Origin of the sequence: Dokdonella sp., from assembly GCF_036518555.1 — a bacterium.
In the GTDB taxonomy this organism is placed as follows: domain Bacteria; phylum Pseudomonadota; class Gammaproteobacteria; order Xanthomonadales; family Rhodanobacteraceae; genus Dokdonella_A.
The window spans coordinates 1-13,540 of record NZ_DATDMY010000262.1 but is presented as its reverse complement, the minus strand read 5'-3'; the positions used below and the strand labels follow the sequence as shown (position 1 = coordinate 13,540).

Annotated in this window: 12 protein-coding genes; 11 read left to right on the top strand and 1 reads right to left on the bottom strand. The window is 70.8% G+C overall.

Features of this window, described 5'->3' with window-relative positions:
* From VI238_RS14290 to rpoH, 10 genes are all read left to right on the top strand, one after another.
* Positions 1-182: hypothetical protein (locus tag VI238_RS14290; RefSeq protein ID WP_331652514.1), on the top strand; the 182-nt coding region annotated here is incomplete at its 5' end.
* Between the two features lie 134 nt (positions 183-316).
* The gene (locus VI238_RS14285) at positions 317-1,180 is read left to right on the top strand and encodes a type II secretion system protein N (protein WP_331652512.1); all 864 of its coding nucleotides are present in this window, start codon (positions 317-319) and stop codon (positions 1,178-1,180) included.
* 47 nt (positions 1,181-1,227) lie between these two features.
* Positions 1,228-3,291, top strand: coding sequence for a type II secretion system secretin GspD (gene gspD / locus VI238_RS14280; RefSeq protein WP_331652516.1), 2,064 nt, complete (start codon positions 1,228-1,230; stop codon positions 3,289-3,291).
* On the top strand, positions 3,288-4,775 hold the full coding sequence (gspE, locus tag VI238_RS14275) for a type II secretion system ATPase GspE (RefSeq protein WP_331652510.1): 1,488 nt from the start codon (positions 3,288-3,290) through the stop codon (positions 4,773-4,775). The genes gspD and gspE overlap by 4 nt, the downstream gene beginning before the upstream one ends.
* A gap of 108 nt (positions 4,776-4,883) precedes the next feature.
* A complete protein-coding gene (gene gspF / locus VI238_RS14270; protein ID WP_331652508.1) occupies positions 4,884-6,095 on the top strand; it encodes a type II secretion system inner membrane protein GspF in 1,212 nt (403 codons plus the stop codon).
* Between the two features lie 153 nt (positions 6,096-6,248).
* Positions 6,249-6,926, top strand: coding sequence for a cell division ATP-binding protein FtsE (gene ftsE, locus VI238_RS14265; RefSeq protein WP_331652506.1), 678 nt, complete (start codon positions 6,249-6,251; stop codon positions 6,924-6,926).
* The gene (gene ftsX / locus VI238_RS14260; protein ID WP_331652504.1) at positions 6,923-7,918 is read left to right on the top strand and encodes a permease-like cell division protein FtsX; all 996 of its coding nucleotides are present in this window, start codon (positions 6,923-6,925) and stop codon (positions 7,916-7,918) included. The genes ftsE and ftsX overlap by 4 nt, the downstream gene beginning before the upstream one ends.
* The gene (locus tag VI238_RS14255; RefSeq protein WP_331652502.1) at positions 7,915-8,769 is read left to right on the top strand and encodes a response regulator; all 855 of its coding nucleotides are present in this window, start codon (positions 7,915-7,917) and stop codon (positions 8,767-8,769) included. The genes ftsX and VI238_RS14255 overlap by 4 nt, the downstream gene beginning before the upstream one ends.
* Positions 8,766-9,509: a uracil-DNA glycosylase gene (gene ung, locus VI238_RS14250; protein ID WP_331652500.1), complete on the top strand. Its 744-nt coding sequence runs from the start codon at positions 8,766-8,768 to the stop codon at positions 9,507-9,509. The genes VI238_RS14255 and ung overlap by 4 nt, the downstream gene beginning before the upstream one ends.
* Positions 9,510-9,827: 318 nt before the next feature.
* Positions 9,828-10,691: an RNA polymerase sigma factor RpoH gene (gene rpoH / locus VI238_RS14245; RefSeq protein WP_331652498.1), complete on the top strand. Its 864-nt coding sequence runs from the start codon at positions 9,828-9,830 to the stop codon at positions 10,689-10,691.
* A gap of 168 nt (positions 10,692-10,859) precedes the next feature.
* Here rpoH and VI238_RS14240 read toward each other — a convergent pair whose 3' ends face one another.
* The gene (locus VI238_RS14240; RefSeq protein ID WP_331652496.1) at positions 10,860-12,146 is read right to left on the bottom strand and encodes a choice-of-anchor Q domain-containing protein; all 1,287 of its coding nucleotides are present in this window, start codon (positions 12,144-12,146) and stop codon (positions 10,860-10,862) included.
* A 124-nt stretch (positions 12,147-12,270) separates the two neighbouring features.
* On the opposite strand from VI238_RS14240, the gene VI238_RS14235 reads away from it, so the two are divergent.
* A partial coding sequence (locus tag VI238_RS14235) for a winged helix-turn-helix domain-containing protein (protein WP_331652494.1) occupies positions 12,271-13,540 on the top strand: 1,270 nt, incomplete at its 3' end.

Sequence of the window (13,540 nt, the reverse complement as noted above, 5' to 3'; positions counted from 1 at the left end):
CCGCCCAGCGCGGCGCGCCCACGGCGCGCGGCGAGCGCAGCGGCCCGGCGCCGCAGCGCATCGTCGAGCGCAAGCCGCATCCGCACGCGGCCGCGGCGGCATCGGCCTCCGCACCGGCCGCGTCGCATCCACCGAAACCGGGCTTCTTCCGCCGCATCATGCGCATGTTCACCGCGCGCTGAGCGGCACGGCGGCGGCTCCCTGGGATGCCGTCGCCGCGAGCACGGTCGCGCGCCGCGTGGGATCGCGGCGCGTCCACCCGGCCGCATGCGCGTTTGCTACGCTTGCACGCCGAAGCGCCCGGGCTCCTTGCACGATGTCCTCGTTCCGTCTCGCCACCGATCGCAGCCGCGCCGCCGAACTCGCGGCGATGGCGTGCTGCGCGCTGCTGGCGGGGCTCTTCGCCTGGCTGCTCGTGCGGCTGGCATGGGCATTCCTGCCGGCGGGCGCCGACGTGCGCGTGGACACGCCGCCGACGGCCACCGCCCCGGACGCCACCCGCACGCGTTCCGTCGCGCAATGGCACCTGTTCGGCAACACGCCGCTGCCCGCGAGCGGACCGAGCACGACGTCGCTGATCCTGCGCGGCACGCTCGCCGACGCCGATCCGATGGCGGGCATCGCCGTGATCGCGGATGCAGGCAAGGGCGAGCGCAGCTGGCGCGTCGGAGAGGAGGTGAGTCCCGGCGTGAAGCTCGTACGCGTCTACGCCGACCACGTCGTCGTCACGCGTGACGGCCAGGAGGAGACGCTGCCGCTGCCGCGCGACTCGACCGTCGCGCCTGCGGCATCGACGCGCGGCGCCAGCGGCCGTGGCGCGCGCACGGGCGCGTCGACCGCGAACGCCGCCGCGCAGAACGTGCGCGCCGCGAAAGGCCTGCAGGACGAAGTCGAGCGCCTGCGCCAGAACCCGACCGAACTCGCCCGGCGGGTGCAGGTGGTGCCGGTGCTGGCCGACGGGCATCTCGCGGGGGTGCGCGTGTCGACCGGCACGGACACGGCCCTGCTCAACCAGCTCGGCTTCCAGCAGGGCGACGTCGTCACCGCGGTCAACGGCATGCCGGTCGATTCGATCGAACGCGGCCAGCAGATCATGTCGACGGTCGGCAGCGCGGCGTCGGTGCGCGTGACCGTGCTGCGCGCGGGCAAGCCGACCGAGATCACGGTCGGACTGCGATGAAGCCCTGCGTGAACCCATTTGCGCCTCCCAACAAGGAACCCTTCGTGATGCGTCGATTCCTCGTGCCGGCGATCGCCGGCGTCCTCGCCGCGCTGTCCGCTTCCGCGCAGACCGTGCCCGGCGCGGCCGCACAGGCGCCCGGCCACACCACGACCGCCGACGGGCGCCACACGCTCAACCTCAAGGACGCCGACATCCAGGCGCTGATCGCGACCGTCAGCGAGATCACCGGCAAGAACTTCATCATCGGCCCGAACGTGGAAGGCAAGGTCACGGTCGTGTCGGCGCGGCCGATGAAGCCGGACGAGATCTACGACGTGTTCCTGTCGGTGCTGCGCGTGCACGGCTTCGCCGCGGTGCCCGCGGGCAGCATGATCAAGATCGTGCCGGAGACGGTCGCGCAGCAGGACGGCTCGACCGGCGTCAACGGCCTCGGCGCGCGCGCGGCCGACGAGCTGGTGACCGAGATCGTGCCGGTCAAGCACGTCTCCGCGGCCGAGCTCGTGCCGATCCTGCGGCCGCTGATGCCGCAGGGTGGCCAACTCGTTGCCCACGCGAGCTCCAATTCGCTCGTCGTGTCCGATCGCGCCGGCAACGTGCAGCGCCTCGCCGACATCATCCGTCGCATCGACACCGTGTCCGACGCCGAAGTCGAGATGATCCCGCTGCGCCATGCGAACGCGGCCGAGCTCGCGCGCACATTGACGATGCTCGGCGACGACAAGGGCGCGCAGGCGAACGGCGACAACGCGCGCGTGTTCGCCGACACGCGCACCAATTCGATTTTGCTCGCGGGTGCGAAGAACGGCCGCCTCAAGATGCGCGCGCTGATCGCGCACCTCGATACGCCGGTCGACAACGGCGGCGACACGCAGGTGATCTACCTGCACTACGCGAACGCGAAGGACCTCGTGCCGATCCTGCAGGGTGTCGCCGCGACCTTGACGGGCATCGCGCCGCCGACCGCGGCGAAGGGCGACGGCGGCTCCGCCGCGGGCGCTTCGCCGGCGACGATCCAGGCGCATGCGGAAACCAACGCGCTGATCATCAGTGCGCCGCCCGCGATCTTCCGTTCGCTCGCCCAGGTCGTGCGCCAGCTCGACATCCGCCGCAACCAGGTGCTGATCGAGGCGGTCATCGCCGAGGTCGCCGACCAGACCGCGAGCGAACTCGGCGTGCAGTGGCAGATGCCGCTCGGCAAGGACGGCCAGCACGTGATCGGCGGCACCAATTTCACTGGCACGTCGCCCGGCAACAACATCATTGCCGCGGCGCAGAACCCGCTCGGCGTCGGCAACGGCCTCAACCTCGGTTACATCGACGGCACGGTCACGATCGGCCGCAACACGATCTTCCAGCTCGGCGCGCTCGTCACCGCGCTGCGCGGCGACGGCAAGTCGAACATCCTGTCGACGCCGTCCGTGCTCACGCTCGACAACCAGGAAGCCGAGATCAAGGTCGCGCAGGAAGTGCCGTTCCTCACCGGCCAGTATTCGACCAATGCGGTGCAGGCGACCGCGACCGGCACGACCAACGCGGGCATCACGAACCCGTTCCAGACGATCGAGCGCAAGGACGTCGGCCTCGTGCTCAAGGTGAAGCCGCAGATCAACGAGGGCGAGTCGGTGCGCCTGGACATCCACCAGGAAGTGTCCTCGATCGCGCCGAGCGTGAGCGGCGCGGTCGACCTCGTCACGAACAAGCGCGAGCTCACCACGAGCGTGCTGGTCAAGGACGACGCACTGCTCGTCCTCGGCGGCCTCATCGACGACCAGGCCAAGGACAACGTGCAGAAGGTGCCCGCGCTCGGCGACATCCCGCTGCTCGGCAACCTGTTCCGCTACCGCACCAACGACCGCAGCAAGAAGGACCTCATGGTGTTCCTGCACCCGAAGATCCTGCGCGACGCGGCGACCGAGGCCGCGGTGTCGAGCGAGAAGTACAACTACATGCGCACCGAGCAGCTGCAGATGCGCCAGCAGGACTGGCCGATCACGCCGCGCTCGGAGCGCCCGATGCTGCCCGAAGTGCACGACTTCCTCGCCAGCCCGAGCCTCGACGGCCGCCCCGGCGTCGCCGACCCGCAGCCCGCTGCGGAGCGCGCGCGGTGAGCGAAGCGGCGCGCCCGGCGCGGCCGTCGTTCGGCTACGCGCGCCGGCACGGCGTCGCGCTCACCGGCTGGGCCGACGGCACTGCGCAGATCGCGTGTCGCGCGGGCGTGCGCAACGACGCGCTCGCCGAGCTGCGCCGTCACCTGCGCGCGCCGCTCGCCTTCACGACCTTCGCCGAGAAGGATTTCGACCGCCTGCTGCGCGAGCTGTACGAACAGGGCGACGACGCGCGCACGATGGTGTCCGACCTCGACGAGCGCATGGACCTGAAAGCGCTCGCCGACGAACTGCCCGAGCCCGAGGACCTGCTCGAGAGCGACGACGACGCGCCGATCATCCGCCTCATCAACGCGCTGCTGACCGAAGCGGTCAAGGAAGGCGCGTCCGACATCCACATAGAGCCGTACGAGAACCGCCTCGTCGTGCGCTTCCGCATCGACGGCGTGCTGCGCGAAGTGCTGAGCCCGCAGAAGGCGATCGCGAGCGCGGTCGTCAGCCGCATCAAGGTGATGGCCAAGCTCGACATCGCCGAACGACGCTTGCCCCAGGACGGCCGCATCGGCCTGCGCATCGCGGGCCGGCCCGTCGACGTGCGCGTGTCGACGATCCCCGCGGGGCGCGGCGAGCGCGTCGTGCTGCGCCTGCTCGACAAGCAGGCGGGCAAGCTCGACCTCGCCCAGCTCGGCATGGACGATGCCGCGCGCGCGAAGCTCGAGGACCTCATCGCGCGCCCGCACGGCATCCTGCTCGTGACCGGCCCGACCGGCTCGGGCAAGACGACGACGCTGTACGGCGCGCTGCTCAAGCTCAACGATGCGTCGCGCAACATCATGACGGTCGAGGATCCGATCGAGTACTACATCGACGGCGTCGGCCAGACCCAGGTCAACACGCGCGTCGACATGACGTTCGCGCGCGGCCTGCGCGCGATCCTGCGCCAGGACCCGGACGTCGTCATGGTCGGCGAGATCCGCGACCTCGAGACCGCCGAGGTGGCGGTGCAGGCGTCCCTGACCGGCCACCTCGTGCTGTCGACCTTGCACACGAACTCGGCGATCGGCGCCGTCACCCGCCTGCGCGACATGGGCGTAGAGCCGTTCCTGCTGTCGTCGTCGCTGATCGGCGTGCTCGCGCAGCGCCTCGTGCGCGTGCTCGACCCGGCCACGCGCGAGGCATACCTCGCGACGCCGGCCGAGCTCGCCGCCTTCGGCAAACCCGCGGACCTGGAAGTGACCCTGTATCGCCCGCGCGCCGACCTCGCCGCACACGGCCGTGCGGGTGGCTACAAGGGGCGCACCGGCATCTACGAACTCGTCGCGCTCGACGATACGCTGCGCCGCCTCGTGCACGAAGGCGCGTCCGAAGCCGAACTCGAACGCCACGCGCGCACGCGCTCGGCCTCGATCCTCGACGACGGCTGGCGCAAGTGCGTCGCCGGCATCACCTCGACCGAGGAAGTGCTGCGCGTGACGCGCGAGGAGTAGGCGCCGCGCGCGCCGCGAGCGCGAGTGGCGTGGTCGTCGCGAAACCGACCGCAGTCGGTTTAATCTCCGCCAGGCAAACACCGACCCGTCGTACGGAACCGCAGCCCGATGCCCGCATTCGCGTACCAGGCGCTCGACGCCGACGGCAAGACCCGGCGCGGCGTGCTGCAGGGCGACACCGCGCGCGCGGTGCGCGGCCAGCTGCGCGAGCGCGGGCTCAATCCGCTCAGCGTCGACGAAGTGCGCGAAGGCGTCACGGCCCCCGGGGGTGTGCGCTGGCGGCGCGCGCTGACGGGCGCGCAGCTCGCGCTGCTCACGCGCCAGCTCGCGACCCTGATCGGCGCGGGCCTGCCGATCGACGAGGCGCTCGGCGCGCTGTCCGAGCAGGCCGAGAACGAGCGCCAGCGCGCGCTCACGGTGTCGCTGCGCGCGCGCGTGATGGAAGGCGCGAGTCTCGCCCAGGCGATGGCCGAGTTCCCGGACGCATTCCCCGACATCTTCCGCGCGAGCGTCGCCGCGGGCGAGCAGTCGGGCCGGCTCGACGGCGTGCTCGAGAAGCTCGCCGACTACGCCGAGGCGCGCGACGCGCTCGGCCAGAAGATCCTCGCCGCGCTCGCCTACCCGCTGCTGCTCACGCTCGTCGCGGTCGCGGTGGTCGCCGGCCTGCTCACCTGGGTCGTGCCGCAGATCGTCGGCGTGTTCCAGAACCTGCACCAGGCGCTGCCGCTCGCGACGCGCGCGTTGATCGCGCTGTCGGCGTTCCTGCGCGGCTGGGGCTGGTTGATCCTGCTCGCGCTGCTCGCGCTCGTCGTCGCGGCCCGCGTCGCACTGCGCGCCGACGCGGCGCGCGCGCGTTGGCACGCATGGCAGCTGCGGCTGCCGCTGGTCGGCCGGCTCGTGCGCGCGGCGAACACCGCGCGCGCGACGCGCACGCTCGCGCTGCTCGCGGGCAGCGCGGTACCGCTGCTCGACGCGCTCGGCATCGCCGCGCAGGTCGTGTCGAACCTGCCGATGCGCGAGGCGCTCAAGCGCGCCGCGATCAAGGTGCGCGAAGGCGGCGCGTTCTCGCGCGCGCTCGGCGAAAGCGGCCAGTTCCCGCCGGTCGCGCTGCGCCTGATCGCGAGCGGCGAGCGTTCGGGCGAGCTGCCGCGCATGCTCGAGGAGGCCGCCGCGCAGCAGCAACGCGAGCTCGACCGCTGGCTGACCGCGCTGACCGCGGTGCTCGGCCCCGCGGTGATCCTCGCCGTCGGCGCGATCGTGCTGTTCATCGTGCTGGCGATCCTGCTGCCGATCTTCAATCTCAACCAGATGGTGAAGTAGCCGTGACGGCCGATCGGAACGGCGTGATCGGCGACGGGTGATCCGGGTGTGCGTCGGGCGGGGGTCGATGGGATCGCAAACCGAAGCACAGCCTATACAATCCGCGCAGCTCGGGTCGTCCCGAATCACCGGTCTCCCATCGCGGCTCCCCGCATGATCCGCTTCGACAACGTCAGCAAGCGCTACCTCACCGGGCTCGACGCGCTCGCCGAGGTCAGTTTCGAGATCGAAGCCGGCGAGATGGCGTTCGTGACCGGGCATTCCGGCGCGGGCAAGAGCACGCTGCTCAAGCTCGTGAGCCTCGCCGAGCGGCCGACGCGCGGCTACGTCACGGTCAACCATCGCGAGCTCGGGCGCGTGCGGCGGCGCGGCATCCCGCAGCATCGGCGCGGCATCGGCATGGTGTTCCAGGACCATCGGCTGCTGACCGACCGCAGCGTGTTCGACAATGTCGCATTGCCGCTGCTGATCGCGGGCACGTCGCGCGAGGAGATCGCCAAGCGCGTGCGCGCGTCGCTCGACAAGGTCGGCCTGCTCGCGCGCGAGAAGGCGTCGCCGCTCGCGCTCTCGACCGGCGAACAGCAGCGCGTCGGCATCGCGCGCGCGATCGTCGCCAAGCCGCCGCTGATCATCGCCGACGAGCCTACCGGCAACCTCGATCCGCAACTCTCGCTCGAGATCATGAACCTGTTCGCCGAGTTCGGCGCGGTCGGCACCACCGTGCTCATCGCGAGCCACGACCTGCTCCTGCTCAAGCGCATGCAGAAGCGCGTGCTCGTGCTCGACCACGGCCGCCTCGTCGACGACTACCGACCGGTGCGCGCCGCATGAGCGTCCAGGCCGAGCGCCGCGCAGCGCCGCCCGCGAAGAAGGGAGCCGAACCGCGCGGGCCGCGCGCGCCGCTCGGCGAACGCCTCCTCGCCTGGCGCGACCAGCATCTCTACAGCTTCTTCTCGAGCCTCGGTCGCCTCGCCGCGCGACGCTGGGCTACCCTGCTCACCGTGCTCGTGCTCGGCTTCGCGATCGCACTGCCGCTGCTGTTCTGGCTCGTGTTCGACAACGCGCGCGAGCTCTCGGGCGGCCTGCGCGAGGCGCGCGAAGTCACGTTGTTCCTGCAGCCGGGGCTCGACGAGCGTCGTGCCGAAGCGTTCTCCGACGAGCTGCGCCGGCGCGACGACGTCGCTGCGGTGCTGCTGCGCACACCGGAGCAGGGGCTGGCCGAGTTCCGCCAGCTGTCCGGATTCGGCGACGCGCTCGACGCGCTGCAGTCGAACCCGCTGCCGAGCGTGCTCGTCGTCACGCCGCGCGAGAGCGGCGCCGCCGAGGATCCGCCGCTCGTTGCGGCGATGCAGGCGGACACGCGCGTCGATCTGGTGCAGTATGACGCCGCGTGGCGGCGCAAGCTGAGTGGAATCCTCCATTTCGGCGAGCGCGTCGTCGCGGTGGTCGCGGTGCTGCTTGCGCTGGCGACCCTGCTCGTGATCGGCAATACGGTACGCATGGACATCCAGGCGAGGTCGGCGGAGATTTCGGTGATGCAGATGATCGGCGCGAGCAACGGCTTCGTGCGCCGCCCGTTCCTTTACGCCGGCATCTGGTACGGCCTGTTCGGCGCGGTGCTCGCGCTGCTCGTCGTCGTCGTGGTCGAACTCGCGCTGGCCGAGCCGGTCGCGCGACTCGTCGACAGCTACGCGCACCGCTTCGCGCTGCACGGCCTCGGCGCCGGCGTCGCCGCGGCGGTCGCGGGCGCGAGCGCATTGCTCGGCTGGTGCGGCGCGTGGATCGCGACCGCGCGCCATCTCGCCGCGGGGCGCCCGGCATGAGCGCCGACGTCTCGCTGACCCGCCACATCTCGAGCGACGCACCGCGCGTGCTCGTCGTCGACGGTTCGCGCGTGGTGCGCCAGCTCATCGAACGCGTGCTCAAGGCGGAATTGCCGAGCGCGGTCGTGATCGGCTGCGGCAGCGGCGCCGAAGCCCAGCGCCACCTCGCCGACGGCGTGATCGACCTCGTCACGACCGCGTTGCGCCTGCCCGACATGGACGGCCTCGAACTCGCGCGCATCGTGCGCGAGAGTGGCAACCAGGCGTACATCCCGATCATCGTCGTTTCCGGCGACGTGCAGGAGCGCCTCGTCGCGCGCACGCTGTCGAGCCACGTGACCGACTACTTCGACAAGGCGCTCGGCTTCGACGCGCTCGCCGCGTTCATCCGCGGCTACGTCAAGCCCGCCGAACAGATCGAAGGCAACGTGCTCTACGTCGAGGACAGCCGCGTCGTCGCGCTCGCGACGCGGCGCATGATGGAGAAGTGCGGCTTCACGGTCTCCCACGTCGTCAGCGTCGAGGATGCGCTCGCCCTGCTCGAGACGGCGCGCGCGCAAGGCAAGCGCCCGGGCACCGACCTCGTGCTCACCGACGTCAACCTCAAGGGCGAACTCAGCGGCGGCGACCTGCTCGAGCGGATCCGCAGCCAGTTCGGCTACGCGAAGGGCGAGTTGCCGGTGCTCGTGATGACCGGCGACGACAACCCCGCCAACCAGGCGAGCTTGTTGCGGGCGGGCGCGAACGACCTCGTGCACAAGCCGATCGAGGAACGCCTGCTCGTCAACAAGCTGCAGTTCCAGTTGCGCGTCGCGCGCCGCGTGCGGGAACAGGCGGGCGCATCGGCGTGAGCGGGGACCGGGTCCGGCTCGAGCCGTCGTGGAAGGCGCACGTCGGCGCCGCGTTCGAGCGACCGCAGATGCTCGCGCTGGCGGAATTCCTGCGCGCGGAAAAGCGCGCGGGCAAGATCATCTATCCGCCCGGTCCGCTGATCTTCGCGGCGCTCGACACGACGCCGTTCGAGCGGGTCAAGGTCGTCATCCTCGGCCAGGATCCGTACCACGGCCCGGGTCAGGCGCACGGGCTCTGCTTCTCGGTGCCGCCGGGCGTGCCGCCGCCGCCGTCGCTCGACAACATCTTCAAGGAGATCCAGCGCGACCTGGGCATCCCGCGTCCCGACCACGGTTGCCTCGTGCCGTGGGCGCAACAAGGCGTGCTGCTGCTCAACGCGGTGCTCACGGTCGAACGCGGCCTCGCCGGCTCGCACCAGAACAAGGGTTGGGAAGACTTCACCGACACCTGCGTCGACGCGCTCAACCGCGAGCGCGAAGGCCTCGTCTTCCTGCTCTGGGGCAGCTACGCGCAGGCCAAGGGACGCCTCATCGATCGGGCGCGCCACCTCGTGCTCAAGGCGCCGCACCCATCGCCGTTGTCGGCCCATCGCGGCTTCATCGGCTGTGGCCACTTTTCGCGCGCGAACGCGTACCTGCGCCAGCGCGGCCAGTCGCCGATCGACTGGCGGCTGCCGCCGCGGGCGGAACTCGAAACCGCGTCGCCCTCGCACTCGTGGGAAGGCGAGCGGAAAGATTGAAGCGCTTGCCTTTGGCGGCCGGGCGAAGCGGCGGCAAGTGCGTCGCGCGCACCGCCCGCACGGGCACGCAGGCATGGCGGGGGTAGGCGAGCCGCCGGGGCTAATGACCTTCGCCACTGGTTCATGGAAATCAGAGGGTTAGCATTTCCGCGTGGGACACACTGTTTCGCTGCCGCTAACGCTATTTAGAAAACTTCCGAGTACAATACCGGCAAGTTCAGTAATGGGCCGGCGGGATCTCCGGCTCGGAACTCTGGCCGTACTTAGCACTCAAAGGAGTCGAGTGCTAAAGTGGATAGCAGTGAGGAGTCCAGACGAATGAGCAATACCTTGGTCGCCAACCAGTTCCCGGTGCTGCCGAGTGCAGTCGGAAGCCTCGACGCGTATGTCAATGCGGTCCACCAGATCCCGATGCTGAGTCAGGACGAGGAGCAGGATCTCGCGCGCCGTTTCAACGAGAACAACGATCTCGACGCCGCCAAGCAGATGGTGCTGTCGCACCTGCGCTTCGTCGTGCACGTCGCGCGCGGCTATTCGGGTTACGGCCTGCAGGTCGGCGATCTCATCCAGGAAGGCAACATCGGCCTCATGAAGGCGGTGAAGCGCTTCGACCCGGACCATGGCGTGCGCCTGGTCTCGTTCGCGGTGCACTGGATCCGCGCCGAGATGCACGAGTTCATCCTGCGCAACTGGCGCATCGTCAAGGTCGCGACGACGAAGGCGCAGCGCAAGCTGTTCTTCAACCTGCGCAAGTCGAAGAAGCGCCTCGGCTGGATGAATTCGGAAGAGGTCAACACGGTCGCGCGCGAGCTCGGCGTGCCGGCCGCGACCGTGCTCGAGATGGAAGCGCGCCTCAACGGCCGCGACGTCGCGTTCGATTCGCCGGTCGATGCCGACGACGACGAGAAGCCCGCACCGGCCGCGTTCCTGATCGATCATGCGGCCGATCCGTACGGCCTCGTCGAAAGCGCGTCGGAAGAGGAATCGAGCCTCGATACGCTGCAGCGCGGCCTGCTGCGCCTGGATGCGCGTTCGCGCGACATCATCCAGCGCCGCTGGCTCAGGGACGGCGAGAAGGCGACCTTGCAGGAACTCGCCGACGAGTACGGCGTGTCCGCCGAGCGCATCCGCCAGATCGAGGCGAACGCGATGAAGAAGATGCGCGGATTGTTCGAGGCGTGAAGCCGCGCGGGATGCGATCGTCCGTGATCGCCGTGTCGGGAGCGGGGTCGTCGATGTAGCTCGGCGGCTCGCGATCCGAGGCTCCACGCGGCCCTCCTCGGCCGAAGTCTCGACGAGAAGCATGCGCAAACGGCCCGCCTCTGCGGGCCGTTTGCGTTCGGGCCAGCCTCACATGTCGAAGCCGTTGGCGAAGATCGTGTCGCCGATCTCCCACGCGCCGATGTCGACCGCGGCGCCGACGACGCGCGCCGAACCGTCGAGATCGAGCGGGATGTCCGCGGCGAGTGCCGTGTTGCCCGCGTCGCGCGCGGGCGAGTCGGCGCGCAGGTGGAAGTCGCCCGTGCCGACGAACGAGGGATCGGCCCCGACGGTCCCTGGGCCCGGCGTGAAGTCGTCGGTGCCGTTACCGAATACGAGGTTGTGCTCGTTCGCGAAATCGCCGCCTGCGGCGACGCCGATGATGACGCCGCGCGACGTGTTGTCCGCGACGAGCGTGTTGGCCAGCGTGCCGGTGAGGCTCGCGCCGCCGCCGGCGCTCGCGATGAAGCCGGTTTCGTTGCCGACGAGCGTGTTGCCGAACACCTCGGCGTGAAGAATGCCCGTGTTCGCGAGAAGCGAGATCGCGCCGGGCTGCGGGCCGGTGAAGTCGATCGTCCCCGTCACGAGGTTGTTGAGCACGCGCGCATCGAGCGTGCCGCCTGCGCCATCCTGCACGAGCACGACGCCGCCGTTGTAGCCTGGCGCGGCGATGCGGTTGTTTCGCAGCAGCACGTCGGCATTGCCCGTGGCGTTGCGCGCGCGGATCGCGCCGTACGTGCTCGACGGCCCGCCTTCGCCGATCGTGTTGCGCTCGATCGTGCCGACCGTCGGCCCGGGCAGGTCATCGATGCCGATCGCCGCGATGTCGTCACCGCCGAGGAAGCCGAGGCGGATGTCGTTGTCGAGGATTGCGAAGTTCACCGGGCCCGTCGGCGAAGCGCCGAACGTGCTGACGCGGATTGCCGTGAGATTGGCGTCGAGCCCGCCCGCTTCGACGACGTTGCCGCGGATCGTCACGCCGAACGCGCCGCTGCCGCCCTGGTAGGCCGTGATCGTGCCGTCGCGGACGGTCAGGCCCTCGATCACGATCGTGACGGGCGTGTCCGCGCCGAACGCATCGATCACGTCCGTGAACGCGCCCGCCTGCAGCACGGGCGAGAACCCGGACGCCGCGCGCAAGGTCAGGCTCTTGCCGAAGATCTCGAGCGATTCGCCGATCGGCCCGTCGTCGGCGACTTCGACGATGTCGCCGGCATCGGCACCGTCGATGCACGCCTGCAGCGTCGTCGCGCAGGGCGGGACTCCGGGCCATGTCCGGGTTGCCGCGCCGGCCGGCGCGGTCGCAACGAGGCAGACGGTGCACAGCGCCGTCGCGAGGGTCGGCCGTGTGAAGCGGCGGAAGAAGCACGGATGCATATGCGCCTCGGATGATCGCGGGATACCGGGAAACGCCATCCGGCGAACGGTCCGGACATCGGGGTCGCGCGCCCGCCCGCACGCGCGCCTCGTCAGCCCGCGCGACGCGCGCTAACCTCGGCGGATGAGCGCGACGTGTTTCGAATTCGGCGACTATCGCTTCCTGCCGTCGGCGCGCGAGCTCTGGCGCGGCACGCGTCGCGTGACGCTGCCGCGGCGCACGTTCGAATGCATCGAGCACCTCATCGCGCACCGCGATCGCGCGGTCGGGCGCGACGAGCTCGTCGCCGCGGTGTTCGGTCGCTCGAACGTCTCGGATGCGCAGCTCGGCCAGATCGTGCTGCGCGCGCGCCGCGCGGTCGGCGACGACGGCAACGGCCAGCGCACGATCCGCACGATCGCGGGGTTCGGCTATCGCTGGGTCGCCGACACGCGCGAAATCGAAGGCGACGCGCCCGACGCGCGCGCGGTATCGCCCGAACTCGCGCGCATGCCGGAGCGCGGCGCGCCGCGGCGACGCGGCCGTCCCGCCGTCCCAGTCGCGGTCGCGCTCGTCGCTCTCGTCGCGCTCGCATTCGCCGCCGCATTCATGCTCGCGCGACGCCCTGCGCCGCCGGTCGCCGCACACGGCATCGTCGGCGGCGAAGCGCTCGTCGTGCTGCCGCTGCAGGTCGATGGCTTGCGCGAGGACGCGTGGGTACGCCTCGGCGCGATGGATCTCGTCGCCGAGCGCCTGCGCCAGGCCGGCCTTGCCGTGCCGCCGAGCGAAAACGTACTCGGCCTGCTGGCCGCATCGAACAGCGACCGCGCCGAAGCCGGCGTGCGCGAAGCGACCGCGGCGCGCTACCTCGTACGTGGCCGCGCGCACCACGATGCCGGCGGCTGGCGGGTCGAGCTCGCGGCGGAACCGGAGCACGGCATCGCGATCCCGGTCAGCTTCGCCGCGCGGGACGCGATCGAGGCCGCTCGCGGTGCGAGCGACCTGTTGCTCGCCGCGCTCGGTCGACGCACGCCGCTGCCCGCGCGCGAAGCCGATGCGGCACTCGACGAAACGCTGCAGCGTGCACGCGCGGCGATGCTCGCGAACGAACTCGATACCGCGCGCGAGATCCTCGGCGCGTCGCCGCAGCTCGCCGCCCAGCCGGCGCAGCTCGCATGGCGCCTCGCCCAGGTCGACCTGCGCGCGGGCCGGCTCGACCGCGCCGAAGCGGCGCTCGACGACGTGCTCGCGCAGGCGGCCACGCAAACCGATGCGCGCCTGCGCGCGGACGTGCTGATCGCACGCGGCTCGACGCGCATCCGGCGCGGCGCATTCGACGACGGCGGCCGCGATTTCGACGCCGCGCTCGCGCTGCTCGGCCCGACGGATGCACTCGCGCGCGGCCAGGCGCTGC